This window comes from Caballeronia pedi, assembly GCF_001544915.2.
GTDB classification, from domain to species: Bacteria; Pseudomonadota; Gammaproteobacteria; order Burkholderiales; family Burkholderiaceae; genus Caballeronia; species Caballeronia pedi.
Window position 1 is genome coordinate 396,786 of record NZ_FCOE02000001.1, and the last position, 25,690, is coordinate 422,475.

Here is a 25,690-nt window from a genome sequence, read left to right on the forward strand (position 1 = left end):
CGTCACACGCCGCGAAACGCGCGGCGATAAGCCGACGGCGAAGTCTTCAGCGTCAGCGCGAAGTGCTGGCGCAGCGTTGCGCCGGTGCGAAAGCCGCTGTCTTCCGCGATGCGATCGATCGGCAGATCCGTATCTTCGAGCAGGCGCTGCGCGAACGCGACGCGTTGCCCGGTCAGCCACGCGCCGACCGTCGTGCCCGTCGTTTCCCGAAAGCGCCGCGTAAAGTTGCGGCGGCTCATCGCCATGCGCGCGGCGAGTTCATCGAGTGAATGATCCGTTTGCAGATGCGCGCGCATCCAGTCGAGCAGTCCGGCGAGTTTCTCGCCGTTGGCGCGCTCCGGCAGCGGTTCGTCGATGAACTGCGCCTGCGAACCCTGCCGATGCGGCGGCACCACGAGCCGCCGCGCGACTTGGTTGGCCGCGTGCGAGCCGGCCAGCTTGCGCAGCACGTGCAGGCAGCAGTCGAGGCCTGCAGCGGTGCCGGCGGACGTCGTGAGGTTGCCGTCGTCGATATAGAGCACGTTCGGATCGAGCCGCACGCGCGGATAGCGGCGCGCGAAATCGTCGGCCCAGGCCCAGTGTGTCGTGGCCGCGCGGCCGTCGAGCAAACCCGCCGCCGCGAGCACGTACGAACCGAGACACAGCCCGACGATATGCGCGCCGCGTGCGTGCGCTGCGCGCAGGGCGTCGAGCAGGGCGGCGGGCGGTTTCTCATCGGGATCGCGCCAGGAAGGAACGATGATCACGTCGGCGCCCGCGAGTGCGTCGAGCGAATGCCGCGCGGCGATGGTGAACCCCGCGGACGTGGCGAGTGCATCCGCTTCGAGCGCGCAGACGCGAAAGTCGAACGACGGCACGCCGATCCCGCCGCGCTCCTCGCCGAACACGATGCACGGCACCGCGAGATGAAACGGGCTGATGCGGTCGAATGCGACGACGGCGATCGAATGGCGATGCATGGCAACGACTCCCGCGAAACGACGAATGCAGATATTTTGGCCCGATTCAGGCGAAAGTTGGCAATCGGGCCACTTCTGACCGGTGCGCGGGCGCGGCGACAATGCTTCGACCATCCACGAAGGAGTTGAACATGCCGCGCCGCGCCCTGATCGTCATCGACGTGCAGAACGAATATGTCACCGGCAACCTGCCGATCGAATATCCCGAGGTGAACGTGTCGCTCGCCAATATCGGCCGCGCGATGGACGCCGCCGAAAGTCACGGCGTGCCGGTCGTCGTCGTGCAGAATTTCGCGCCCGCCAGCGCGCCGATCTTCGCGCGCGGTTCAGCGCTGGCGGAACTGCACGAAACCGTGGCGTCGCGGCCGCGCGCGCATTACGTCGAGAAATCGCTGCCGAGCGCCTTTGCGGGCACTGATCTCGCGGACTGGCTGACGCAGCACGACATCGACACGATCGTGATCGCGGGCTACATGACACACAATTGCGACGATTCCACCGTCAAGCACGCGGTGCATGCCGGTTTGGCAGTCGAATTTCTCGTGGATGCGACGGGCGCCGTGCCCTATGAAAACAGCGCGGGCCGGGCGAGTGCGGAGGAGATTCACCGCGTCTTCACGGTGGTGATGCAGTCGCGCTTCGCCGCCGTGCTCGGCACCGACGAGTGGATCGCCGCACTGCAAACGGGCGAGCCGCCCGCGCGCGACAACATCTACGCATCGAACCAGCGGGCGCGCGCCGCGAAATCAGCCGGCAACCGGTGACAGCAACGCCGGGCTGCAACGCAGGGCGTCGAAGCACGCGTCGATGAGCGCTTCGGCGTCGCGCTCGGGATGGACGAGATCCGGCAGCATCAGCGAGTCGCGCAGGATGCCGGTGAAGAGACAGTGCAGCATGGTGGTGGCGCGCAGCGTGTCGAGCGTCGCGGGCAACTGCTTCTTTTCGACGGCGTTGCGCAGCGCGCGCTCGATGCGCTCCATGCCGTCGCGCATGTTGTTCTGATGACGTTCGCGAACCGGCCCCATCTCCTCGACGAACTCGCATTTCGTGAACAGGATGTCGAACACGCGGCGCCGCTGCGCGTCGGTCGTGATGTTGCGCATGCACCAGATGAACAGCTCGCGCAGGCGCGCGAGCGGGTCTTCTTCCTTGCCGTCCAGGGTCGTTTCGATGAGTTCGTCGAGCGGCAGCAGGCTGCGGTCGAACATCGCGTTGAACAGATCGCCCTTGTTGGCGAAGTGCCAGTAAATCGCGCCGCGCGTCACGCCCGCAGCGTGGGCGATGTCCGCGAGCGTCGTGCGCGACACGCCTTTTTCGTAGAAGACGCGTTCGGCTGCGTCGAGCACCCGGTTGCGCGTCGCCTGCGCTTCTTCCTTGGTTCGTCTGACCATATCCTGCGGCCGATGGCCGTCTGCTCCCGCAACTGCAATTGAAGGACCGCGCGATGGCGGTCGTGTCGAAGATTCGTCGAACGTAATCGATTCCCCTGAGCGGTTTTTTCTCGCTTCCAATGGGGATAAACACGTACGGTTTTTTACATTCATCCACGAATGTATATACAATACCACCCGTTCACCAATATTTACAATTCAGCCAGCGAGCAGATTCCGATTTAAGCTTGCATTTCGATTGCCCGTTCTGGCCGTCCTCAGGCCTTGGGGCGGCGCTTTATCAAGCGCTGCGCACGGGCATGACGACCCGGCCGCTGGCCGGCGGTTGCGCTCACTGGTCTCACTGTCTTGTTTATTGGTCGGCGTCTCACGACGCTCGTGCGCGGCATTGTCCGGGGAAGGCCGCCGCGCACCCACTTCACTCTCAGTCTTAGACAGAGGTCGCTCCATGCGCGTCGAACGGGTTCCACTCCGCTTAATCACCGCCGCGACGGCTGCCGTGTTCCTGGCAGCGTGCGGACAAAAACAATCGGCACCTCCGCCACAAACGCCCGAAGTCGGCATCGTCACCGTGCAGCCGACGAGCGTGCCGGTCGTCGTCGACCTGCCGGGCCGCACCAACGCCTACCTCGTCGCGCAAGTGCGCGCACGGGTGGATGGCATCGTGCTGCGCCGTGAATTCACCGAAGGCGCCGAGGTCAAGGCCGGTCAGCGGCTCTACAAGATCGATCCGGCGCCGTACCTCGCCGCGCTGAACAACGCGAAGGCGACGCTGGCGAAGGCCCAGGCGAACGTCGCGTCGCAGAACTCGCTCGTGTCGCGCTACAAGGTTCTCGTCGCGGCCAATGCAGTGTCGAAGCAGGATTACGACAACGCCGTCGCCTCGCAGGGCCAGGCGGTAGCGGATGTAGCCGCCGGCAAGGCATCGGTGGATACCGCGCAGATCAACCTCGGCTACACCGACGTCGTCTCGCCGATCACCGGCCGCACCGGTCTGTCGCAGGTCACGCCCGGCGCGTACGTGCAGGCGAGCGCCGCGACGCTGCTCACGACCGTGCAGCAGCTCGATCCGATCTACGTCGACCTGACGCAATCGAGCGTCGACGGACTGAAGCTGCGCCGCCAGATTCAGGAAGGGCGGCTGCAGACCGAAGGCCTTCACGCCGCGAAAGTGACGCTCGTGCTCGAAGACGGCCGCACTTACACCGAACAGGGCAAGCTGCAGTTCTCGGACGTGAGCGTCGACCAGAGCACCGGTTCGGTGACCGTGCGCGCGATCTTCCAGAACAAGGACCGCGTGCTCCTGCCGGGCATGTTCGTGCGCGCCCGAATTCAGGAAGGCGTGAACGACCACGCACTCGTCGTGCCGCAGATCGGCGTCACGCACGATCAGAAGGGCACGCCGACCGCGCTCGTCGTCAACAAGGACGACAAGGTCGAGCTGCGCCAGCTCGTCACGAGCGCCACCTACGGCAACAACTGGGTGGTCGATAGCGGCCTGAACGCGGGTGACCGCGTGATCGTGAACGGCGTGGAGAAGGCGAAGCCCGGCATGCAGGTGAAGCCGGTCGACGCGAAATTCCCGTATCCCGCATCGGACGCGCAGGCGGCGTCCGCGCCGGGTGCCGCCGCTCCGGCCAACGCGAGCGGGGCGAGCGGTGCGCAGGCCGCATCGGCCGCCTCGGGCGCGTAATAACAGGGAGCCTGTTACATGGCAAAGTTTTTTATCGATCGGCCGATCTTCGCGTGGGTGATCGCGATCATCCTGATGCTGGCGGGGATGGCGTCGATCTTCACGCTGCCGGTCGCGCAGTATCCGACGATCGCGCCGCCTGCGATCCAGATCAGCGCGACGTACCCGGGCGCATCGGCGAGCACCGTGGAAAACACGGTCACGCAGGTGATCGAGCAGCAGATGACCGGCCTCGACCACTTGCTGTACCTGTCGTCGACCTCCGATGACTCCGGCACGGCCACCGTCACGCTGACGTTCGCGGCGGGCACCAACCCGGACATCGCGCAGGTGCAGGTGCAGAACAAGCTGCAGCTCGCCACGCCGCTGCTGCCGCAGGTCGTGCAGCAGCTCGGCACGAAGGTCACGAAATCGAGTTCGAGCTTCCTGCTCGTGCTCGCGTTCGTGTCCGAAGACGGCAGCATGAGCAAGTACGACCTCGCGAACTTCGTGGCGTCGAACGTGGCCGATCCGCTCTCGCGTATCGACGGCGTCGGCACCACGACGCTGTTCGGCTCGCAGTACGCGATGCGCGTCTGGCTCGATGCGACCAAGCTGACGAACTATTCGCTCACGCCGGTCGACGTGAAGAACGCCATCACCAATCAGAACGTGCAGGTGGCGGCGGGCGGTCTCGGCGGCACGCCGGCGGTGCCGGGGCAGATGCTCCAGGCGACCATCACGGAAGCGACGCTCTTGCGCACGCCCGAGCAGTTCGGCGACATCCTGCTGAAGGTGAATCAGGACGGCTCGCGCGTGCGTCTGAAGGACGTCGCGCGGATCGAACTCGGCGGCGAAAACTACAACTTCGACACCAAGTACAACGGCCAGCCGACGGCCGGCTTCGGTATCCAGCTCGCGACGGGCGCCAACGCGCTGCAGACCGCGAAGCTGGTGCGCCAGAAGATCGACGATCTGTCGAAGTACTTCCCGCACGGGCTGGTGGTGAAGTATCCGTACGACACGACGCCGTTCGTGCGCCTGTCGATCGAGGAAGTGGTCAAGACGCTGATCGAAGGCATCGTGCTCGTGTTCCTCGTGATGTATCTGTTCCTGCAGAACCTGCGGGCGACGATCATCCCGACGATCGCGGTGCCGGTGGTGCTGCTCGGCACGTTCGCGATCATGTCGGCGGTGGGCTTCTCGATCAACGTGCTGTCGATGTTCGGCCTCGTGCTCGCCATCGGCCTGCTGGTGGACGATGCGATCGTGGTGGTGGAGAACGTCGAGCGGGTGATGACCGAGGAGCATCTGTCGCCTCGCGACGCCACCCGCAAGGCGATGGACCAGATCACCGGCGCGCTGGTCGGCGTGGCGCTCGTGCTGTCGGCGGTGTTCGTGCCGGTGGCGTTCTCGGGTGGCTCGGTCGGCGCGATCTACCGGCAGTTCTCGCTGACGATCGTGGCTGCGATGGTGCTGTCCGTGATGGTCGCGCTGGTTCTCACGCCGGCGCTGTGCGCGACGCTCCTGAAGCCGCATCCGGAAGGGCACGAGCCGGAGAAGAAGGGTTTCTTCGGCTGGTTCAACCGCACCTTCAACAAGAGCCAGGAGAAGTACCACGGCGGCGTGAAGCACGTGATTCGCCGCTCGGGGCGCTGGCTCATCATTTATATCGTCGTGATCGTCGCGGTCGGGATGCTGTTCCTGCGTCTGCCGAAGTCGTTCCTGCCCGATGAAGATCAGGGCACGATGTTCGTGCTCGTGCAGGCGCCCGCCGGCTCTACGCAGGAATACACGGCGCACGTGCTGAAGGACGTGCAGGACTATCTGCTGAAGGACGAGAAGGCGATCGTCGAATCGGTGTTCACGGTGAACGGCTTCTCGTTCGCGGGACGTGGCCAGAACTCCGGCCTCGTGTTCGTGCGGATGAAGGACTACGCGGACCGCCAGCACAGCAACGAGAAGGTGCAGGCGCTGGTCGGGCGCATGTTCATGCACTTCGCGCCCTACAAGGACGCGCTGATCTTCCCGGTCAATCCGCCTTCGATTCCCGAACTCGGCACGGCGGCGGGCTTCGACTTCGAGCTGCAGGATCGCGGCGGCCTCGGCCACGCGAAGCTGATGGAAGCGCGCAACATGCTGCTCGGCATGGCGTCGAAGGACCCGACGCTCGCGCAGGTGCGTCCGAACGGCCTGAACGACACACCGCAGTTCAAGGTGAACATCGACCGCGAGAAGGCCAATGCGCTCGGCGTCGCGATTTCGGACATCGACCAGACGTTCTCGATCGCGTGGGCCTCGCAGTACGTGAACAACTTCCTCGACGTCGATAACCGGATCAAGAAGGTCTACGTGCAGGGCGACGGCCCGTTCCGCATGAATCCGGACGACCTGAGCAAGTGGTACGTGCGCAATGGCGCGGGAACGATGGTGCCGTTCGGCGCATTCGCGACCGGCAACTGGACCTACGGTTCGCCGAAGCTCGAGCGTTACAACGGTATCTCGGCGGTGGAAATCCAGGGCGCGGCGGCTCCCGGCAAGTCGACCGGTCAGGCGATGACCGCGATGGAAGCGATCGCGGCGAAGCTGCCGGCGGGCATCGGCTACGAGTGGACGGGTCTGTCGTATCAGGAACGCCAGTCCGGTTCGCAGGCGCCGATCCTGTACGGCATCTCGATCCTCGTCGTGTTCCTGTGTCTCGCGGCGCTGTATGAAAGCTGGTCGATTCCGTTCTCGGTGATCATGGTCGTGCCGCTCGGCGTGCTGGGCGCGCTCTTGGCCGCGACGCTGCGCGGTCTGGAGAACGACGTGTTCTTCCAGGTCGGTCTGTTGACGACGGTGGGTCTGTCGGCGAAGAACGCGATTCTGATCGTGGAGTTCGCGCGTGAGCTGCGCATGCAGGGCATGTCGACGGTGGAAGCGGCGATGGAAGCGGCGCGCCTGCGGTTGCGCCCGATTCTGATGACCTCGCTCGCGTTCATTCTCGGCGTGCTGCCGCTCGCGATCAGCAATGGCGCGGGCTCGGCGAGCCAGCACGCGATCGGCACCGGCGTGATCGGCGGCATGTTGACCGCGACGTTCCTCGCCATCTTCATGATCCCGATGTTCTTTGTCGTTATCAGCAAGTTCAGCAAGAGCAAGGACATGCCGGCACCGGGTTCGTCGGGCGACATCGAAGGCACGAACGGTAAGGAAGGACACTGAGATGCTTAAACATTCCTTGATCGCGGCCGCCGTGGCGGTATTCGCCGCGGGCTGCACGCTCCAGCCGAAGTACGAGCGGCCGCCCGAGCCCGTCACGCAGACGTTTCCCGAAGGCGGCGTGTACGCGCACCAGCCGGATGCGTCGTCTTCGGCGAGCAATGGCCGCACCGCGAACGGGCAGAGCGCGCCGGAAATCGGCTGGCGCGACTTCTTCGCCGATGCGCGCCTGCAAAAGATCGTCGAGCTCGCACTGAAGAACAACCGCGACCTGCGCGTCTCGGTCCTCAACGTCGAGGCGGCGCAGGCGCAGTATCAGATCACGCGCGCCGGACTCTTTCCGACGCTCGAAGGCGCCGCGTCGCAAAGCAAGCAGCGCACGCCGAAGAATCTGTCGTTCTTCAACCAGACGATCTCGAACACGTATTCGGTCGGCCTGAACGCGTCGTGGGAAATCGACTTCTTCGGGCGCATCCGCAGCCTGAAGGATCAGGCGCTCGCGCAGTATCTGTCGACGGCGGAATCGCGCAAGGCGGCGGAGATCGCGCTGGTGTCGTCGGTGGCGGACCAGTATCTGACGATGCTCGCCTACGACGACGCGCTCGCGGTTACGCAGAACACGCTGAAGACCGCGCAGGAGTCGTTCCGTATCACCAAGCTGCAGTACGACAACGGCACGGGCACGGAACTGGACTTGCGCCAGTCGGAAGGCGTGGTCGAAGAGGCGCAGGCGAACCTGCAAACGCAGGCGCGTCTGCGTGCGCAGGCGGAGAACGGGCTCGTGCTGCTGGTCGGCGAGCCGTTGCCGGCGGATCTTCCCGCTGGCATGCCGCTCGACACGCAGAACATCTTGTCCGATATCCCGGCGGGCCTGCCGTCCGATCTGCTGACGCGCCGTCCCGACATCGCGGCGGCGGAGCAGTCGCTGCTCGCGGCCAACGCGAACATCGGCGCGGCGCGTGCGGCGTTCTTCCCGCGCGTTTCGCTGACGGGCAGCTTCGGCACGCTGTCGCCCACGCTCGGCGGTCTCTTCAAGCCGGGTTCGGCGGCGTGGTCTTTCGCGCCGCAGATCACGGTGCCGATCTTCGAGGGCGGCCAGAACAAGGCCAATCTCGATCTCGCGAACGTGCAGAAGCGCATCGAGATCGCCAACTACGAGAAGGCGATCCAGACCGCGTTCCGCGAAGTCGCGGACGGCCTCGCCGCGCGCGGCACCTTCGACGAGCAGATCAAGTCGCTCGAGCGTTTCGTGAACTCGCAGAGCCGTCGTCTGGAGTTGTCGGACCTGCGCTATCGCAACGGCGTCGACAGCTATCTCGCGGTGCTGACCGCGCAGACGGCGCTCTACGAAGCGCAGCAACTGCTGATCACGGCGCGGCTGAACCGCCTGACCAACCTCGTCGATCTGTATCAGTTCATGGGCGGCGGCTGGATCGAGCGTTCCGGCGACGCGCCGCGCCCGGCCGATGCACCCGTCGACTACGGCTCGGAGCGCGCGCCGCAGCCGGCCTCGGCGCCGGCGGCGGCGGGTTGAGCTGCGAGTTGAGCTGATTCGACTCGATGTGTTGCAGATGAAGCCCGGCCTCGCGCCGGGCTTTTTCATTGTGTTTCCAATGTCCGCTCCCGCGTCCGCACGCGCGAGACTGTGACAAAACTTTGCTTCTGCAGACGCTTCGCCATCTTTGTTTTAATCACCATCAAATTTTCACAGATTTGCCAGTAGTTTAGGCATCCTCATCGCGGGCGATATCTATAATCGGCTGCTTGTCATAGCCAGTACCGCGCGATCGCTCGCCACATCCGGACCGAAAATTCGCGCTCGGGCCCGGTCTACATTCAGTTATCCCAAAAATATCGTCGCCTTTCAGGAGATGACGGCGCCGTCACGCGCCGGCGGCGCTTTACCGAGCGACGCGACGATCAGCCACTCCCGACGCGCCGTCGAACCGGAACACCGGTTCGCGCACGTTTCATCTTCAGCAACTTCAGAGGTCTGCGTCCCATGCTTCTCAAACGGATTCCATACCGCGTAATCGGTGTCACGACGGCGGCCCTGCTGGCAGCCGGCTGCGGGGAGAAACCTCCCGCGATGGCTTCGCACACGCCGGAAGTCGGCGTCGTCACGCTCGCATCGGTCGCGGTTCCGGTCACAGCCGAACTGACGGGCCGCACGAGCGCTTTCGTCGATGCCCAGGTGCGCGCGCGCGTCGACGGAATCGTGCTGCGCCGCGAATTCACCGAAGGCAGCGTCGTCAAGGCGGGGCAGCGGCTCTACAAGATCGATCCCGCGCCGTACATCGCGCAACTGAACAACGCGAAGGCATCGTATGCGAAGGCGCAGGCGAACCTCATTTCGACGACTGCGCAGGCGGAACGCTACAAGGTGCTCGTCGCGGCGAACGCGGTCAGCAAGCAGGACTACGACAACGCGGTGGCGTTGCAAGGTCAGGCGCAAGCCGATGTCGCTTCCGCGAAGGCCGCGATCGATACCGCGCAGATCAACCTCGGCTATACGGACGTGACCTCGCCCGTGACCGGCCAGGCCGGCATCTCGCAGGTCACGCCGGGCGCTTACGTCCAGGCTGCGCAGGCGACGCTGATGGTCACGGTCCAGCAGCTCGATCCGATGTACGTGGACCTCACGCAATCGAGCCTCGACGGCCTCAAGCTGCGCCGTCAGATCCAGGAAGGGCGTCTTTCGACCAACGGCCCGAACGCCGCGAAGGTCACGCTGATCCTGGAAGACGGCCGCGTCTATTCGGAGCAGGGCAAGCTGCAATTCAGCGACGTGACCGTGGACCCGTCGACCGGCTCCGTCACCGTGCGCGCGGTCTTCCTGAACAAGGACCGCGTGCTGCTGCCGGGCATGTTCGTGCGCGCGCGCATCGAGGAAGGCGTGAATCCGGACGCGCTCGTCGTGCCGGTGCAGGGCGTCACGCATGACCAGAAGGGCACGCCGATCGCGATGGTCGTCGACAAGGACAACAAGGCGGCGTTGCGTCCGCTCGTGACGTCGGGCACGCACGGCCAGAACTGGGTGGTCGACGGCGGCCTGAAAGCGGGCGATCGCGTGATCGTCGAGGGCATCGACAAGGTGCGTCCCGGAATGGAAGTGAAGGCGGTGCCCGCGCATCTGCCGGAAGCGTCCGCGGATGCGGCGACGCCCGCTTCCGGCGCATAAGGGAGGCACGCCATATGGCCAGGTTCTTTATCGATCGCCCGATTTTCGCGTGGGTGATCGCCATCATTCTGATGCTGGCGGGTCTCGCGTCGGTCACGACGCTGCCGGTCGCGCAGTATCCGACCATCGCGCCGCCCGCGATCCAGATTTCCGCCAACTATCCCGGCGCTTCGGCACAGACGGTGGAGAACACCGTCACGCAGGTGATCGAGCAGCAGATGAGCGGGCTCGACCATCTGCTGTATCTGTCGTCCACATCCGATGACAGCGGCACCGCGACCGTCACGCTGACCTTTGCCGCCGGCACCAACGCGGACATCGCGCAGGTGCAGGTGCAGAACAAGCTGCAACTGGCCACGCCCAATCTGCCGGCCGTCGTGCAGCAGTTGGGCATCAGCGTGACCAAGTCGAGCAGCAGCTTCCTGCTCGTGCTGGCGTTCGTGTCCGAAGACGGCAGCATGAGCCGCGACGACCTCGCGAACTACGTGGCGTCGAACGTGCAGGATTCGGTCAGCCGTCTGAACGGCGTCGGCACCGTGACGCTGTTCGGCTCGCAGTACGCCATGCGGATCTGGCTCGATCCGAACAAGCTGACCAAGTTCAACCTCACGCCGGTGGACGTGCAGAACGCGCTGCAATCGCAGAACGTGCAGGTCGCGGGCGGGCAACTGGGCGGCGTGCCCGCCGTGCCCGGCCAGTCGATGCAGGCGACCATCACCGAAGCGACGCTCCTGCGCACGCCCGAGCAGTTCGGCAACGTGCTGCTGAAAGTGAATCAGGACGGCTCGCAGGTGCGCCTGCGCGACGTCGCGCGCATCGGTCTGGGCGGCGAGAACTACAACTTCGAGACGCAGTACAACGGCCGTCCGGCGGCGGGCTTCGGCATTCAGCTCGCGACCGGCGCGAACGCGCTCGCCACCGCCAACGCGGTGCGCGCGAAGATCGATCAGCTTTCGAAGTTCTTCCCGCACGGCCTGGTTGTGAAGTACCCGTACGACACGACGCCCTTCGTGAAGCAGTCGATCTCCGATGTGATCAAGACGCTCTTCGAGGCCATCGTGCTGGTGTTCCTCGTGATGTACCTGTTCCTGCAGAACCTGCGCGCGACGCTGATTCCGACCATCGCCGTGCCGGTGGTGCTGCTCGGCACCTTCGCGATCATGTCGGCGGCCGGTTTCTCGATCAACACGCTGTCGATGTTCGGCCTCGTGCTCGCCATCGGCCTGCTGGTGGACGATGCCATCGTGGTCGTGGAGAACGTCGAGCGGGTGATGACGGAGGAAGGGTTGTCGCCGAAGGAAGCCACGAAAAAGGCGATGAGCCAGATCACCGGCGCGCTCGTCGGCGTGGCGCTCGTGCTCGCGGCGGTGTTCGTGCCGGTGGCGTTCACGGGCGGCTCGGTCGGCGCGATCTACCGTCAGTTCTCGCTGACGATCGTCTCGGCGATGGGCCTTTCGGTCCTCACCGCGATGGTGCTCACCCCGGCGCTGTGCGCAACGATGCTGAAGCCGCATCCGCAGGGGCACGAGGAAAAGAAGACGGGCTTCTTCGGCTGGTTCAACCGCACCTTCGCGAAGAGCCAGGCGAAGTATCACGGCGGCGTGGCGCACGTCATCAAACGCTCGGGGCGCTGGCTCATCATTTATCTCGTGATCATCGTCGCGGTGGGCATGTTGTTCACGCGTCTGCCGAAGGCGTTCCTGCCGGACGAAGACCAGGGCACGATGTTCGTGCTGGTGGCCACGCCCGCAGGCGCCACGCAGGAAATGACGCAGCGCGCGCTGGACGATGTCGCGGGCTATCTGCTGAAGAAGGAAAGCGCGATCGTCGAATCGGTGTTCACGGTGAACGGCTACAGCTTCGCGGGTCATGGCCAGAACTCGGGCCTCGTCTTCGTGCGGCTGAAGGACTTCAATCAGCGCACGAGCGCCAACGAGAAAGTCCAGGCGCTGGTCGGCCGCACTTACGGCACGTTCGCAGGCTACAAGAACGCGCTCGTGTTCCCGGTGAATCCGCCGTCCATTCCGGAACTCGGCACGGCTTCGGGCTTCGACTTCGAGCTTCAGGACCGCGCCGGTCTCGGCCACGAAAAGCTCATGCAGGCGCGCGCGATGCTGCTCGGCATGGCCGCGAAGGACCCGACGCTCGCTCAGGTGCGCCCCAACGGCCTGAACGACGCGCCGCAGTTCAAGGTGAGCATCGACCGCCAGAAGGCGATCGCGCAGGGCGTCGATCCATCGATGATCGACCAGACGTTCTCGATCGCGTGGGCATCGAAGTATGTGAACAACTTCCTCGATACCGACAGCCGCATCAAGAAGGTCTACATGCAGAGCGATGCGCCGTTCCGCATGTCGCCGGAGAACATCGACAGCTGGTACGTGCGCAATGCGTCCGGCTCGATGGTGCCGTTCTCCTCGTTCGCGACGACCGAATGGAGCTACGGCTCGCCCAAGCTCGAGCGCTACAACGGCTTGTCGTCGATCGAAATCCAGGGCGTCGCGACGCCGGGCAAATCCACCGGCCAGGCGATGGCCGCGATGGAAGCGCTCGCGGCGAAGCTGCCGGCCGGCATCGGCTATGAATGGACGGGGCTGTCGTATCAGCAGATCCAGTCCGGCTCGCAGGCGCCGATTCTCTACGGCATCTCGATTCTCGTCGTGTTCCTGTGTCTCGCGGCGCTGTACGAGAGCTGGTCGATTCCGTTCTCCGTGATCATGGTCGTGCCGCTCGGCGTGATCGGCGCATTGCTCGCCGTGTCGCTGCGCGGACTGGAGAACGACGTGTTCTTCCAGGTCGGCTTGCTGACCACGGTCGGGTTGTCGGCGAAGAACGCGATTCTGATCGTCGAGTTCGCGCGTGATCTCCAGGTCTCGCAAAAGATGGGGCCGATCGAGGCGGCGCTGGAAGCGGCGCGCCTGCGTCTGCGGCCGATTCTGATGACCTCGCTCGCCTTCATCCTCGGCACCATGCCGCTCGCGATCAGCAACGGCGCGGGCTCGGGCAGCCAGCACGCGATCGGCACCGGCGTGATCGGCGGGATGGTGACTGCGACTTTCCTCGCCATCTTCATGGTGCCGATGTTCTTCGTCGTCGTGCGCGCGCGCTTCGGCGGCGACAAGGAGGACACGGAGGCCGCGCTCGCGCGTTATGACGCGCAGCGGCGCGCGCAACAGGGCAACGAAGGACACTGACATGCGTAGACTTTCCTTGATAGCAACGGCCATCGCCATGCTGGCGACCGGCTGCACGATGGCGCCGAAATACGAGCGCCCCGCGGCGCCGGTATCGGCGAGCTTCCCGACGGACGGCGTCTACGCGACGCAGCCCGGCGCGGCGAACGGCGGCGCGCGCAGCGCGGACGGCGTGGCCGCCGCGGATATCGGCTGGCGCGACTTTTTCGTCGATGCACGTCTGCAGCGGCTCATCGACATCGCATTGAAGAACAACCGCGACCTGCGCGTCGCGATGCTCAACGTGCAGGCCGCGCAGGCGCAATACCGCATCACGCGTTCGGAGCTCTTTCCGACGCTCGACGCGCAGGGCAGCCAGTCGAAGCAGCGCACGCCGAAGGATCTGTCCTTTTTCAACCAGACGATTCAGAACACTTACTCGGTGGGTCTGAACGCGTCATGGGAAATCGACCTGTTCGGCCGCGTGCAGAGCCTGAAGGATCAGGCGCTCGCGAAGTACTTCGCGACGGCGTACGCGCGCAAGGCGACGGAAATCTCGCTCGTGTCGCAGGTGGCGACGCAGTATCTGCAAGTGCTGCAGGCCGATGACCTGCTCGCCGTCACGCGGCAGACGCTCAAGAGTGCGAGCGATTCCTACGGCATCGTGAAGCTGCAGTTCGACAACGGCACGGCGTCGGAGCTCGATCTGAGCCAGTCGCGCACGGTGATGGAAAGCGCGGCGGCGAACCTGCAGGCGCAGGAACGCGCGCGAGCGCAGGCGGTGAATGCGCTCGTGCTGCTGCTCGGCGAGCCGATGCCGGACGACCTGCCGGGCGGCATGCCGCTCGACGGGCAGAACCTGCTCACGGATATTCCGGCGGGACTGCCGTCGGATTTGCTGCTGCGCCGGCCGGACATCATGGAGGCCGAGCAGAATCTGCTGGCGGCGAACGCGAATATCGGCGCGGCGCGCGCGGCGTTTTTCCCGAGCATTTCGCTGACCGGCAGCTTCGGCACGCTGAGCCCGTCGCTCGGCGGGCTGTTCAAGCCGGGCTCGGCGGCGTGGAGTTTCGCGCCGACGATCACATTGCCGATCTTCGAAGGCGGGCAGAACCTCGCGAATCTGGATCTCGCAAACATCGAGAAGAGGATCGAGGTCGCGCAGTATGAGAAGGCGATTCAGTCGGCCTTCAGCGACGTCGCGAACGGGCTCGCCGCGCGCGGCACTTACGATCAGCAGATCGCTGCGCTCGTGCGTGATACGGCTGCGCAGCAGCGGCGGCTGGAATTGTCGACGCTGCGTTATCGGCAAGGTGTCGATAGTTATCTCGGCGTGTTGACGGCGCAGCAGGATTTGTATGCGGCGCAGCAGACGTTGATTTCGGCGAGGACGCAGCGGCTGGCGAATCTCGTGACGCTGTATCAGGCGCTGGGAGGCGGGTGGATCGAGCGGACGGGGGATGTGCCGCGGGCGGTGGATGCGGGTTAGGGAACCGGGTTGGCCACGTCGATACCATAGAGCGTCGCACGTCGGGATAGGCGAGGCCACTCGTTTAACGAAGCGCAAATCGTAGGATGCCCCACGATTCGAAATCATAGCGGGACGTGATCGAGCTCGCCACGTCCCGAACAACGCGGACCGGAGATTCAGAGTGAACCGAACCTTGAAAGCACTTATGGCGCGAGGTGTTGATTCGATAACAGCCGCGTCGATAAGTGATGGAGGGCATAGCATAGCCGCACTTAGGGCGAAATCTCTTCCGGAACTTCTCTCGCTTGGTTTGCCCGAAAATATTGCGAAAGATATATATTCGAAGCGAACACCGATTCCTGCTAAGACGCTACTGAAACTGCTTCACGACAATAAGTGGGTGTGCTGTGTCTGTCGGTCGGAAAGTGCGCCGGTTGTGATACATCATATTGAACCGTGGGCCAAGAGTCGGTCCCACGAGGCAGACAACTTGGTCGTACTTTGTCCGTCGGATCACGCCAAGGCCCACAGCAAGGGAGCGCTTTCACAAAACCTATCACCCGAAGCGCTTCGCGACGCGAAGCGTCGTTGGGAAGAGCAAGTTCACATTGACGACGCTCTAGTGATTCGTCGGGCGGCTCAGACGGTAGGTGAATATTGGTTTTTTTTCAATCTTCTTCGTCTCCACGAAATTGCGAGTCACGAGGGTATTGATTGGACGTCTCTGCCCCATTATTCAGAGTCAAGACGAGCCGGGATACTAGACGAATGCGGCCACTTGGTTCCGGAAACCACCGACAGTAATTACGCTTACTCAGGAAGGTTCGGCTCGCTGAGATATGCATACGCGAAGGATCTGTTCCTGACCGTGCTCGACCGATTGTCGATAGCTGACCTGTCAGGTTTTTCGAAGCGGGGCCATGTTGTAGCATCGCCCATAAAGAATGACATCATATATGTCGAAGGTGCATTCAATTTCAAACGTCTGAGTCGAACAGAGTTAGGCCCGAATCAACGAGTGCAAGCGTCGCGATTAAAGAAGGGTGTCCGCGTTACATTTTCGTTTGATCGTTGGTATGCGACGTCTACTTCCGCGAACTCCGTGTGGTTGACTGGTCGCAAGGTTGTAGGGTGCTTTTGTAGAGTCGGTGATGTTTCTCGCGAGAACGGAGAAATCGTATATACGTGCACAGTTCTCGCGATTTCTGAAGAGCTATCGAGCCTACGAGACTTGTCTTATCTTGATGCTTTTACGCCGGCCCTTCAAACGCCCCAAGATCAACGAGACACGGAGCGCCCGCCGATAGACCGAGACGCGCTAATCAAGGCTCTTGAATCTCAACTTTGGCACTTTAAGTAACATATTAGAGGTCGGCTCCGGAAGTGTAGAAGGCAAGGCGCGAGTAGGATGCCTGGCTGTGCAATTGTTTGCCTGTCACGGATTTGGAGCAGTTAGTTTGCTTGAGAGCTTTCGAAAAAAAGCGCCGCGATTCTCACCGCGGCGCCCAACGCAAGCCACCAGCCAACACTTCCAGGGTTACGACTTCCTCAATGCGCGTCGCCCGCGTGAGCGGCGCCTTCGAATTCATGCGCTGCCTCACGCGCATCACGCCGCGCTTCACGCTCCTTGCGCACACCATTGAACACGATGTTCAAAATCACCGCCGACACCGAAGCCAGCAGAATCCCGCTGTGAAGAATCGGCTCCAGCGCGTGCGGCAGTTGCGTGAAGAACTTCGGTGCGACCACCGGCACCATACCCATCGCCACGCTCACCGCGACGATGAACAGGTTGTGCTGATTCTTCGAAAAGTCCACGCGCGACAGCGTCTTGATGCCGTTCGCCGCCACCATGCCGAACATCACGATGCCCGCGCCGCCGAGCACGAACGGCGGGACCGAAGCCACCACCTGCGCCATCTTCGGAAAGAGACCGAGCACGACCAGAATCACGCCGCCCGTCGCGCAGACGAAGCGGCTCTTCACGCCCGTCACGCCGATCAGCCCGACGTTCTGCGAAAACGACGTATGCGGGAACGAGTTGAAGATGCCGCCGATCAGCGTGCCGAGACCATCCACACGCAGGCCGCGCACGAGCGCTTTCTGATCGACCGGACGCTCGACGAGATCGCCGACCGCGAGGAACATGCCCGTCGATTCGATGAACGTGACGAACATGACGATGACCATCGTCGCGACGGAGAGCGCATCGAAATGCGGCATGCCGAAATGGAACGGCAGCACGATGCCGACCCACGGCGCGCTCGCGACGCCATCCATGTTCACGTGGCCGAGCGTCGCGGCGATAACGAAACCCACGACGATCCCGAGCAGCACCGAAATATTCGCGATGAACCCACGCGCGAACTTGTTGATGAGCAGGATCAGCGACAGCACCACGAGCGAGAGCAGCAGATACACCGGATTGCCGTAATCCGGATTGCCGACGCCGCCCGCCGCCCAGTTGATGCCGACGCCCATCAGCGAAAGACCGATCACCGCGATCACCGTGCCGACCACGACTGGCGGAAAGAAGCGCAGCAGCTTGCCGATCATCGGCGCGAGCAGGATGCCGATCACGCCCGCCGCGATGGTCGCGCCGAACACGTCGAGAATGCCGAGCGAGGGATTCGTGCCGATCGCGACCATCGGACCGACAGCGGCGAACGTGCAGCCCATGATGACGGGCAACCGGATGCCGAAGATCCAGAGGCCGAGCGTCTGGATCAGAGTGGCGACGCCGCACGAGAACAAGTCCGCGCTGATGAGGAACGCGACCTGATCCTTGGGCAGGCCCATCGCGGCGCCGAGAATCAGCGGCACCGCGACCGCGCCCGCGTACATCACGAGAACGTGCTGTATGCCGAGCGTGAGCAGTTGTCCGGCGGGCAGCCGTTCGTCGCACGGGTGCACGGACGGTTTCACTGAACTTGAAGCCATGTCTCTCTCCTTTATCGCCTTCCATTTGATTGGCCTCCAAGTTAAGTGCATTAAAAGGCGCGAACAAGACCGCGCCGCGCTATACGTCGCGTTCGCGCGCCGATATGGGTTTGACGCGCCATCGGTGGCGCAAACGGTCGCAGACCTTTGCCACAAGGGGTTTGACGCATATCGCGCGAAAATCGTCGTGTGACGGAAGGCCGCTATCTTCGGGTGGTCGTTATGATGTGCATCACGCTGCGCGTATAGTCCGTTTTTCGCATTCTTTGCGCGATGGCGGGGTAAACCCCCGTTTTACGCGTTTTCCCTAACGTCTTTTCAGACTCGATATTCCATGCGTTTTTTAGGCATCGATCTCGGCACGGGCTCCCTGAAACTCGCCATCGTCGACGGCGACGGTCGCGAAACCGCAGCGTCGAGCGCCGCATACGCCGTGACCAGCGCGCAGCCCGGATGGGCCGAAACGACCGTCGACGCGTGGTATTCGGCGCTCGTCAGTGCCGCTTCGCGCCTGCCCGCGAACGAGCGCGAAGCAGTGTGCGCGATCGGCTTTTCCGGACAGATGCACGGCGTCGTGCCTACCGCCGCCGATGGCCACGCGTTGCGCGCCGCGATGCTCTGGCCCGACACGCGCGCCCGCGATCTGCTCGACGCCTGGCCCGGCCCGCAGCCGAATCCCGTCGCGCCCGGCATGGCTGGACCGTTGTTGCGCTGGCTTGCACTGAACGAGCCGCAGACCGCGGCCGCCACGCGCTGGGCGCTCCAGCCGAAGGACTGGCTGCGCGCGAAACTCGGCGGAACGTTCGTGACCGATGCGTCGGACGCATGCGCCACCGCGCTCGCCTTGCCATCGGGCGAATGGGACGATGCGCTCATCGACAAACTCGGTTTGCCGCGCGCGTGGTTCGCGCCGCTCGCGGCATCGCATGAAAGCGGCGGCGTGCTGTCGGCGGAAGCGGCGGCCGGACTCGGCCTGCGCGCGGGCATTCCGATGGCCGTCGGCGCGGGCGATACGCCGTGCGCCGCGCTCGGCAGCGGCCTCGCCTCCGATGGCGACGCGCTGCTCACTACCGGCACGGGCGGCCAGATCGTCGTGATGTGTGCGCGAGCGCCCGCGCCGGTGCACGGCCTGCACACGTATCGTGCCGCGACTGGCGCGTGGTATCGCATGGCGGCGATGCAGAACGTCGGCGTCGCGCTGGAAGCGGTGCGCGGCTGGCTCGGCTATCCGTCGTGGCCCGAAGCCTACGACGACGCCTTCGCCGCCGACGCGAGCGCTTCGTCGAGTTTTCTGCCGTATCTGAGCGGCGAGCGTTCTCCGTGGATGAACCCGAACGCGCGCGGCGGCTGGCTCGGTCTCGGCCTCGACGACACGCGCGGCACGATGATGCGCGCCGCCTTCGAAGGCGTGGCATTCGCCTTGCGTGCGGGACTCGACGCGATACGCGCGAACGGCGCCGCGCTCGATTCGATGTTGCTCGCGGGCGGCGGCTCCGTCGATCCGCGCTGGCGTCAGCTTCTGGCCGACGCGCTGAGCGTCGAGCTGCACGCCGTCGATTGCCCGAACGCGGCCACGCGCGGCGCGGCGCTGCTCGGCGGCATCGCGGCGGGCCACTGGCGCATGGACGATCTCGCCTCGCTCGCACCCACGGCGACGCTCGCCGCGACGCCGCGCGCGAACCCATCGCTCGATGAACGGCTCGCGCGCTTCATCGATCTGTACAGGCGTGCCGAAGACTGGTTCGCAGTGAAGCGCGAGTCCGCTTAAACTTTCGTACCCTTGATCCCGATGCAATTCGCGTCGGGCAGTATGAAGCGACGCTTCATATGAGCGGTAACTGAAGCTCGCTTCGTCACGACAACATCGAACTCAGCCATGTCCGCACCCTCGCCGTCACATCCCGATTTCCGCTCACGCGCGTTCCTGCGCGATCACGCCTTGCGCACGATGGCCTTTTATCACCCGCACTGCATGGACCCGGCGGGCGGCTTCTACCACTTCTACAAGAACGACGGCACGATCTACGACCGCACCTCGCGTCATCTGGTATCGAGCACGCGTTTCGTCTTCAACTACGCGATGGCGTACAAGCACTTCGGTCTCGATGAATATCGCGGCGGCGTGGCGCACGGCATCGACTATCTGCGCGAATTTCATCGCAATGCGCAGACCGGCGGTTATGCGTGGACGCTCGACGGCCGCGACGTCACCGATGCAACCAACCACTGCTATGGCCTCGCGTTCGTCGTGCTCGCGTATGCGAAGGCGGTCGAAGCCGGATTCGACGAAGCCCGCGCGTATCTCGACGAAACCTGGAACCTGATGGAAACGCGCTTCTGGGACGCGCCGCACGGACTCTACAAGGACGAAGCGAGCGCGGACTGGCAGGTGTCCGACTATCGCGGCCAGAACGCGAACATGCATACCTGCGAGGCGTTGCTCGCCGCGTTCGAAGCGACCGGCGAAGCGCGCTATCTCGATCGCGCGGCCTTGCTCGCGGACAACATGGTGAACCGTCAGGCCGGGCTCGCGGGCGGCCTCGTGTGGGAACACTACAAGCCGGACTGGTCGATCGACTGGGACTACAACAAGGGCGACCGCAGCAACATCTTCCGGCCGTGGGGCTTTCAGCCGGGACACCAGACGGAATGGGCGAAGCTGCTGCTGATTCTCGACCGTCATCGTCCCGAGGCGTGGCATGCGAAGCGTGCGCGCGAACTGTTCGACCGCGCGCTGGAACTGTCGTGGGATCACGAGCACGGTGGCATGGTCTACGGCTTCGATCCCGACGGCAAGTTCTACGACGAAGACAAGTATTTCTGGGTGCAGGCCGAATCGCTCGCGGCGGCGGCGCTGCTCGCGGATCGCGCCCAACGCGATGGCGACGCCGCGCTCGCGGTGCGTTACTGGAACGATTACGATCGCCTGTGGGCTTATAGCTGGGAGCATTTCGTCGATCACAAGTGGGGCGCGTGGTATCGCATCCTCACGCGCGACAACCGCCAGTACAGCGACGAAAAGAGCCCGGCCGGCAAGGTCGACTATCACACGATGGGCGCATGCTACGAAGTCCTGAACGTCGTGCGCTGAAACATTCACAACCTTGGGAGTTGAACGATGAAGACGAAAGCAGCAATCGCATGGGAAGCCGGCAAGCCGTTGACGATCGAGGAAGTCGATCTCGAAGGCCCGCGCGCGGGTGAAGTGCTGATCGAAGTGAAGGCGACGGGCATCTGCCACACCGACTACTACACGCTGTCGGGCGCGGACCCGGAAGGCATTTTCCCGGCGATTCTCGGGCATGAAGGCGCGGGCGTGATCGTGGATGTCGGGCCGGGCGTCGGCACGCTGAAGAAGGGCGATCACGTCATTCCGCTGTACACGCCGGAATGCCGCCAGTGCAAGTTCTGTCTGTCGCGCAAGACGAATCTCTGTCAGGCGATCCGCTCGACGCAAGGCAAGGGCCTGATGCCCGACGCGACCTCACGCTTTTCGCTCGATGGCAAGCCGCTCTTTCACTACATGGGCACCTCGACGTTTTCGAATTACATCGTCGTGCCGGAGATCGCGGTTGCGAAAGTGCGTGAAGACGCACCGTTCGACAAGATCTGCTACATCGGCTGCGGCGTGACGACGGGCGTGGGCGCCGTCGTGTATTCGGCGAAGGTCGAAGCGGGCGCGAATGTCGTCGTGTTCGGGCTCGGCGGCATCGGCCTGAACGTGATTCAGGGCGCGAAGATGGTCGGCGCGGACAAGATCATCGGCGTCGATATCAATCCGGGGCGTGTCGAACTCGCGAAGAAGTTCGGCATGACGCACTTCATCAACCCGAAGGAAGTCGAGAACGTCGTCGACCATATCGTGCAGTTGACCGATGGCGGCGCGGACTACTCGTTCGAATGCGTCGGCAACGTGAAGCTGATGCGTCAGGCGCTCGAATGCACGCACAAGGGCTGGGGGCAGTCGTTCATCATCGGCGTGGCGGCGGCGGGCGAGGAGATCAGCACGCGTCCGTTCCAGCTCGTGACGGGCCGCGAGTGGAAAGGCTCGGCGTTCGGCGGCGCGCGCGGGCGCACCGACGTGCCGAAGATCGTCGACTGGTACATGGAAGGCAAGATCAATATCGACGATCTGATCACGCATCATCTCAAGCTGGAGCAGATCAACGATGGCTTCGACCTGATGAAGAAGGGCGAATCGATCCGTTCCGTCGTCATCTATTGAGCGAGGAGAAGTCGATGCTGGAGCTCGTGGAAGAACACCGTTGCTTCGACGGCGTGCAGCGCATCTATCGTCACGATTCGCAGACGATCGGTTTGCCGATGCGCTTTTCCGTCTTCTTGCCGAAGGCGGCCGCGTCGCAAAAGGTGCCGGCGCTGTTTTATCTCGCCGGTCTCACCTGCACCGAGGAGACGTTTCCGATCAAGGCGGGCGCGCAGCGTTATGCGGCGCAGCACGGCATCGCGCTGATCGCGCCGGATACTTCGCCTCGCGGGGCGGATATTCCGGGTGAGAAAGACGCGTGGGATTTCGGCGTCGGCGCGGGTTTTTATGTCGATGCGACGCGCGAGCCTTGGGCCCGGCGTTATCGCATGGATTCGTATGTGACGCGGGAATTGCGTGAGACGGTGCTGGCGGAGTTGCCGGTGCGCGAGGATCGTATCGGCATCTTCGGGCATTCGATGGGCGGGCATGGGGCGCTCGTGCTCGCGTTGCGCAATCCGGAGCTGTATCGGTCGGTGTCGGCGTTCGCGCCGATTGCGGCGCCTTCGCAGTGCCCGTGGGGCGTGAAGGCGTTCTCGGGCTATCTCGGCGACGATCGCGAAGCGTGGAAGCGGTACGATGCGAGCGAACTCATCAAGGGGGATGCTGCGGCGCGCCTCGAAGGCGGGATTCTGATCGATCAGGGGCTGGCGGATCAGTTTCTTGCCGAGCAGTTACATCCGGAGGTGTTCGAGCGCAATGCGCGGGATGCGGGGCATGATGTGATCGTGCGTCGGCACGAAGGTTATGACCACGGGTATTTCTTTATTTCGACGTTCGTCGGTGAGCATGTCGCGCATCATGCGAAGGTGCTGTGTCGGTGAGGGATCTGGCTGGTTTGGTCCACAGCAGCCCAAGCCAGCCGCATCAATGCCCCCGCCGCCCAAGCAGACTCGCGCCATACACGAGCGCCGCCAGCATGGTGATCCAGAAGCTCGTCGGCCAGTCGGTGTAATACGCGAGCGTGAGCCCGACCCACGCTTGCCCGAGCGCGAACAACGCCGCGAGAACCAACCCTGACGACAGCCGCGTCGTCACGTTCTGCGCCGCGGCCGCAGGCCCGACCATCAACGCGAAGACGAGCAGCACTCCAACGATCTGCGTGCAAGCCGCAACCGCCAGTGCGGTAATGGCAAGAAACAGCACGGAAACGAGCCGCAGCGACACACCCTTGGCTTCCGCAAGCTCCGGCTGCAACGACGCGAACAACAAAGGCCGCATGATGAAGCCGAGCGCGCCGAGGCTCACGACCGCGAGCCCCGCGAGCACGACGAGCGTCTCATGACTCACACCGAGCACGTTACCGAAGAGCAGCGCCGTAGCCTGCGTCGCATACGCGGTGAAGAAGTGCAGAAACAGCAGCCCGAAGCCGAGCGATAGCGAAAGAATCACGCCGATCGCCACATCGCGGCCCGACAGCCGCTCGCCGAGCGCGCCCATGCCGACGCCCGCCGCGAGCGTGAAGCCGACCATCCCCCAGAGCGGCGACACGCCGAGCAGCACTGCGCCCGTCGCGCCGGTGAAGCCCACGTGCGACAGCGCATGACCCGCGAAGGTCTGCCCACGCAGCACGAGAAAATACCCGACGATCCCCGCCAGCACCGCGACGATCCCCGACGCCGCGAATGCATTCACCATGAAGTCGTATTCGAACATTGTGCTTTCTATTTGATGTGGCTGTGACCGTGACCGTGCTCATGCGCGTGATCATGCTCATGCTCGTGTTCATGCTCCTCGCCTTCCTCGTGCGCGTGATCGAGCTTGTCGATTTCCACATCGCCCGACATCACGAAGATGCGGCCGTTCACGCGCATCACGTCGATGGGCGATCCATACAGACGCGACAGCACAGGTTTGGAGATGACTTCATCGACGGTGCCGAGCGCCGCGCGCCCGCTGCCGAGATACAGCACGCGGTCGAGCGAATTCAAAAGCGGATTGAGTTCGTGCGCTGAGAACAGCACGGTGATGTTCAACTCGCGCTGCACGCGCCGAACGAGTTCGACGACACCCGTCTGATGACGCGGATCGAGGCTGATCAGCGGCTCGTCGAGCAGCAGCAGACGCGGATTGCCGAGCAGACACTGCGCGAGCAACAGGCGCTGACGCTCGCCGCCCGACAGTTCCGACAGCGGACGCGAAGCCAGTTGATGCGCGCCGACGAGATCGAGCACGCGTTCGACATCCGCGCGCGTGCGTGCATTGCGATGCGGCAGACCCCAGTGATGCCCGTCTGCCGCCATCGCGACGAAATCGCGGCCCAGCACGCGCCGGTTCGCGAGTCCGGTACGAATCTGCGGCATATAACCGATCGACGCATTGCCGCGCTCGACCACCTCACCGTTCACGCGGATCGTGCCGCTCTTGACCGGCACGAGCCCGAGCAGCGCGCGCATCAGCGTGGTCTTGCCCGCGCCGTTCGGCCCGAGCACGCCGATGAACTCGCCGTTGTGCACGGTGAAACTCGTGTCGTTGAGAATCTCGCGTCCGCCGAGCGCGAGCGTCACGCGATCGACTTCCAGCGCGGCTTGCGTTGCGGCGGCGTTCATCGTTGCCATCCTTGCAGTGCGCCCGCGAGCGCGTCGAGTTGCGACTGCATCCATTGCTGATACGTCTTCTGCGCAGGCAAGGTCTCCGTCACGCTGATGCTCGGCACATGCGCGTCCTTCGCGACGTTGAGCAGACGCTTCGTCAGCGCGCCTGTCGCCTGACTGTTGTAGATGAGCACGTGCACGCGGCGCTCGCGCAGATCCTTTTCGAACGCGGCGATATCGGCGGGGCTCGGCTCGGTCTCGTTCATCGACGCCAGCTGGAAGCGCTGGTTGCGCATCTCGAAACCGATCGCGTCGGCCATATAGCCGAACACCGGCTCGGTCGCCGTCACGGGCACGCCTTTGTAGTGCGCCTTCATCTGCGCGACGCTGGCGTCGATGGGTTTCATCGAAGCGAGGAAAGTCGCGAGGCGCGCGTCGTAGTCGCTCTTGTGCGACGGGTCCGCGCTCGCGAGATACGCACTCACCGCTTTCGCGACGGCGGGCATCGTCGCCGGGTCGTACCAGAGGTGCGGATTGTCGCCGGTCTTCTTGCCGACGAGCTTCGCAGCGACGATCACCGTTCGCTTGTCATTGCCCTTCGATGCCGCGAGCAGCTTGTCCATCCACGGGTCGTAGTCCGCGCCGTTATAGACGACGAGCGCCGCGTGCTGCAACGCGCGAGCTGTCTTCGGGCTCGCTTCGAACAGATGCGGATCTTCGTCAGGATTGCTGAGGATGCTCGTCACCTGCACGCGATCGCCGCCGAGCTGGCGGATGACGTCGCCGTAGAAGTTCTCCGCCGCGACGACCGGCACGCGCGCGGTCTGCGCCGATGCCACGTTGCAAAAGCCGAGCGCGAGGGCGAAGCAGGTCAGGACGTGCGCGAATTTCATCGGGTTCCTCG

Annotated in this window: 18 protein-coding genes; 12 read left to right on the top strand and 6 right to left on the bottom strand. The window is 63.9% G+C overall.

The features are described 5' to 3' along the window. Positions 1-2: 2 nt before the first annotated feature. Positions 3-959, bottom strand: a complete 957-nt coding sequence (locus tag AWB80_RS01870) for a helix-turn-helix domain-containing protein (RefSeq protein ID WP_061173094.1) — start codon at positions 957-959, stop codon at positions 3-5. Between the two features lie 125 nt (positions 960-1,084). On the opposite strand from AWB80_RS01870, the gene AWB80_RS01875 reads away from it, so the two are divergent. Continuing rightward, entirely contained in the window at positions 1,085-1,723 is a 639-nt protein-coding gene (locus AWB80_RS01875; RefSeq protein WP_087130888.1) for a cysteine hydrolase family protein, read from the top strand. Here the strand turns inward: AWB80_RS01875 and AWB80_RS01880 are convergent. Then, a complete protein-coding gene (locus tag AWB80_RS01880) occupies positions 1,706-2,350 on the bottom strand; it encodes a TetR family transcriptional regulator (protein ID WP_061172923.1) in 645 nt (214 codons plus the stop codon). The two genes, AWB80_RS01875 and AWB80_RS01880, sit on opposite strands and share 18 nt — an antisense overlap. 448 nt (positions 2,351-2,798) lie before the next feature. Between AWB80_RS01880 and AWB80_RS01885 the strand changes: the two genes are divergently transcribed. The 7 genes from AWB80_RS01885 to AWB80_RS45515 all read left to right on the top strand — a co-directional run bounded on the left by AWB80_RS01885 (position 2,799) and on the right by AWB80_RS45515 (position 16,408). Then, complete coding sequence (locus tag AWB80_RS01885) at positions 2,799-4,043, top strand: efflux RND transporter periplasmic adaptor subunit (RefSeq protein WP_061172924.1); 1,245 nt, start codon at positions 2,799-2,801, stop codon at positions 4,041-4,043. Between the two features lie 18 nt (positions 4,044-4,061). Next, positions 4,062-7,226 carry an efflux RND transporter permease subunit gene (locus AWB80_RS01890; RefSeq protein WP_061172925.1) on the top strand — a complete coding sequence of 1,055 codons (3,165 nt, stop codon included), beginning with the start codon at positions 4,062-4,064 and terminating at the stop codon, positions 7,224-7,226. 1 nt (position 7,227) lies between these two features. Beyond that, the gene (locus tag AWB80_RS01895) at positions 7,228-8,757 is read left to right on the top strand and encodes an efflux transporter outer membrane subunit (protein WP_061172926.1); all 1,530 of its coding nucleotides are present in this window, start codon (positions 7,228-7,230) and stop codon (positions 8,755-8,757) included. 468 nt (positions 8,758-9,225) lie between these two features. Continuing rightward, on the top strand, positions 9,226-10,404 hold the full coding sequence (locus AWB80_RS01900) for an efflux RND transporter periplasmic adaptor subunit (protein WP_061172927.1): 1,179 nt from the start codon (positions 9,226-9,228) through the stop codon (positions 10,402-10,404). A gap of 14 nt (positions 10,405-10,418) precedes the next feature. Further along, entirely contained in the window at positions 10,419-13,598 is a 3,180-nt protein-coding gene (locus tag AWB80_RS01905; protein ID WP_061172928.1) for an efflux RND transporter permease subunit, read from the top strand. A gap of 1 nt (position 13,599) precedes the next feature. Next, complete coding sequence (locus AWB80_RS01910; protein WP_061173095.1) at positions 13,600-15,066, top strand: efflux transporter outer membrane subunit; 1,467 nt, start codon at positions 13,600-13,602, stop codon at positions 15,064-15,066. 187 nt (positions 15,067-15,253) lie between these two features. Next, complete coding sequence (locus AWB80_RS45515) at positions 15,254-16,408, top strand: HNH endonuclease signature motif containing protein (protein ID WP_087130890.1); 1,155 nt, start codon at positions 15,254-15,256, stop codon at positions 16,406-16,408. 188 nt (positions 16,409-16,596) lie between these two features. On the opposite strand, the gene AWB80_RS01920 is transcribed toward AWB80_RS45515, so the two are convergent. Next, positions 16,597-17,988: a nucleobase:cation symporter-2 family protein gene (locus tag AWB80_RS01920; RefSeq protein ID WP_061172929.1), complete on the bottom strand. Its 1,392-nt coding sequence runs from the start codon at positions 17,986-17,988 to the stop codon at positions 16,597-16,599. Between the two features lie 334 nt (positions 17,989-18,322). On the opposite strand from AWB80_RS01920, the gene AWB80_RS01930 reads away from it, so the two are divergent. The 4 genes from AWB80_RS01930 to fghA all read left to right on the top strand — a co-directional run bounded on the left by AWB80_RS01930 (position 18,323) and on the right by fghA (position 23,076). Further along, positions 18,323-19,756, top strand: coding sequence for a xylulokinase (locus AWB80_RS01930; RefSeq protein WP_061172931.1), 1,434 nt, complete (start codon positions 18,323-18,325; stop codon positions 19,754-19,756). 108 nt (positions 19,757-19,864) lie between these two features. Next, positions 19,865-21,079 carry an AGE family epimerase/isomerase gene (locus AWB80_RS01935; RefSeq protein ID WP_061172932.1) on the top strand — a complete coding sequence of 405 codons (1,215 nt, stop codon included), beginning with the start codon at positions 19,865-19,867 and terminating at the stop codon, positions 21,077-21,079. A gap of 27 nt (positions 21,080-21,106) precedes the next feature. Beyond that, positions 21,107-22,213, top strand: a complete 1,107-nt coding sequence (locus tag AWB80_RS01940; protein ID WP_061172933.1) for an S-(hydroxymethyl)glutathione dehydrogenase/class III alcohol dehydrogenase — start codon at positions 21,107-21,109, stop codon at positions 22,211-22,213. A 14-nt stretch (positions 22,214-22,227) separates the two neighbouring features. Further along, positions 22,228-23,076 (top strand): S-formylglutathione hydrolase, encoded by an 849-nt coding sequence (gene fghA, locus AWB80_RS01945; protein ID WP_061173096.1) that lies wholly within the window; start codon positions 22,228-22,230, stop codon positions 23,074-23,076. A 43-nt stretch (positions 23,077-23,119) separates the two neighbouring features. On the opposite strand, the gene AWB80_RS01950 is transcribed toward fghA, so the two are convergent. From AWB80_RS01950 to AWB80_RS01960, 3 genes are read right to left on the bottom strand one after another with little or no spacing between them, the layout of a single operon-like run. Further along, complete coding sequence (locus AWB80_RS01950) at positions 23,120-23,908, bottom strand: metal ABC transporter permease (RefSeq protein WP_061172934.1); 789 nt, start codon at positions 23,906-23,908, stop codon at positions 23,120-23,122. A gap of 8 nt (positions 23,909-23,916) precedes the next feature. Continuing rightward, entirely contained in the window at positions 23,917-24,801 is an 885-nt protein-coding gene (locus AWB80_RS01955) for a metal ABC transporter ATP-binding protein (protein WP_061173097.1), read from the bottom strand. After that, positions 24,798-25,679: a metal ABC transporter solute-binding protein gene (locus AWB80_RS01960; protein ID WP_061172935.1), complete on the bottom strand. Its 882-nt coding sequence runs from the start codon at positions 25,677-25,679 to the stop codon at positions 24,798-24,800. The genes AWB80_RS01955 and AWB80_RS01960 overlap by 4 nt, the downstream gene beginning before the upstream one ends. Positions 25,680-25,690 lie beyond the last annotated feature (11 nt).

Excerpts from the sequence above, each read along its gene's own strand:
- AWB80_RS01905 (WP_061172928.1), top strand. The coding sequence starts at position 10,419 with ATGGCCAGGTTCTTTATCGATCGCCCGATTTTCGCGTGGGTGATCGCC.
- AWB80_RS01870 (WP_061173094.1), bottom strand. The coding sequence starts at position 959 with ATGCATCGCCATTCGATCGCCGTCGTCGCATTCGACCGCATCAGCCCG.
- AWB80_RS01910 (WP_061173095.1), top strand. The coding sequence starts at position 13,600 with ATGCGTAGACTTTCCTTGATAGCAACGGCCATCGCCATGCTGGCGACC.
- AWB80_RS01935 (WP_061172932.1), top strand. The coding sequence starts at position 19,865 with ATGTCCGCACCCTCGCCGTCACATCCCGATTTCCGCTCACGCGCGTTC.
- AWB80_RS01890 (WP_061172925.1), top strand. The coding sequence starts at position 4,062 with ATGGCAAAGTTTTTTATCGATCGGCCGATCTTCGCGTGGGTGATCGCG.
- AWB80_RS01885 (WP_061172924.1), top strand. The coding sequence starts at position 2,799 with ATGCGCGTCGAACGGGTTCCACTCCGCTTAATCACCGCCGCGACGGCT.
- AWB80_RS01940 (WP_061172933.1), top strand. The coding sequence starts at position 21,107 with ATGAAGACGAAAGCAGCAATCGCATGGGAAGCCGGCAAGCCGTTGACG.
- AWB80_RS01960 (WP_061172935.1), bottom strand. The coding sequence starts at position 25,679 with ATGAAATTCGCGCACGTCCTGACCTGCTTCGCCCTCGCGCTCGGCTTT.
- AWB80_RS01920 (WP_061172929.1), bottom strand. The coding sequence starts at position 17,988 with ATGGCTTCAAGTTCAGTGAAACCGTCCGTGCACCCGTGCGACGAACGG.
- AWB80_RS01950 (WP_061172934.1), bottom strand. The coding sequence starts at position 23,908 with ATGTTCGAATACGACTTCATGGTGAATGCATTCGCGGCGTCGGGGATC.
- AWB80_RS01955 (WP_061173097.1), bottom strand. The coding sequence starts at position 24,801 with ATGAACGCCGCCGCAACGCAAGCCGCGCTGGAAGTCGATCGCGTGACG.
- AWB80_RS45515 (WP_087130890.1), top strand. The coding sequence starts at position 15,254 with ATGGCGCGAGGTGTTGATTCGATAACAGCCGCGTCGATAAGTGATGGA.
- fghA (WP_061173096.1), top strand. The coding sequence starts at position 22,228 with ATGCTGGAGCTCGTGGAAGAACACCGTTGCTTCGACGGCGTGCAGCGC.
- AWB80_RS01895 (WP_061172926.1), top strand. The coding sequence starts at position 7,228 with ATGCTTAAACATTCCTTGATCGCGGCCGCCGTGGCGGTATTCGCCGCG.
- AWB80_RS01900 (WP_061172927.1), top strand. The coding sequence starts at position 9,226 with ATGCTTCTCAAACGGATTCCATACCGCGTAATCGGTGTCACGACGGCG.
- AWB80_RS01880 (WP_061172923.1), bottom strand. The coding sequence starts at position 2,350 with ATGGTCAGACGAACCAAGGAAGAAGCGCAGGCGACGCGCAACCGGGTG.
- AWB80_RS01930 (WP_061172931.1), top strand. The coding sequence starts at position 18,323 with ATGCGTTTTTTAGGCATCGATCTCGGCACGGGCTCCCTGAAACTCGCC.